The organism is Streptomyces fulvoviolaceus, assembly GCF_000718165.1.
In the GTDB taxonomy this organism is placed as follows: Bacteria; Actinomycetota; Actinomycetes; order Streptomycetales; family Streptomycetaceae; genus Streptomyces; species Streptomyces fulvoviolaceus.
Genome location: NZ_JOEY01000213.1, coordinates 1 through 270, shown reverse-complemented (window position 1 = coordinate 270; position 270 = coordinate 1). Strand labels below are relative to the sequence as shown.

At 72.6% G+C, this 270-nt stretch carries 1 protein-coding gene; it reads right to left on the bottom strand.

Annotated features, from left to right (window positions below; translation table 11 throughout):
• Nucleotides 1–270 (bottom strand): thiolase family protein (locus IG08_RS0153575; protein ID WP_030622454.1); only part of this gene is annotated, 270 nt, incomplete at both ends.

Here is a 270-nt window from a genome sequence, read left to right as displayed (position 1 = left end):
GACGGGGGCGAGGCCGAAGTAGTGGGGGTCGAGGGCGTTGACGCCGGTGGCGGTGATCCGGGCGAGTGGTTCGCGGCCGGTGGCCTTGAGGCCTTCCTCGTCGACGAGGAGGAGGGCGGCGGCGCCGTCGTTGAGCGGGGAGGCGGTGCCGGCGGTGACGGTGCCGTTGGTGGTGCGGAAGGAGGGCTTGAGTTTGGCCATTGCGGCCAGCGAGGCGTCGGGCCGTACGGATTCGTCGGCGGCGAAGACGTGCGGGTCGCCCTTGCGCTG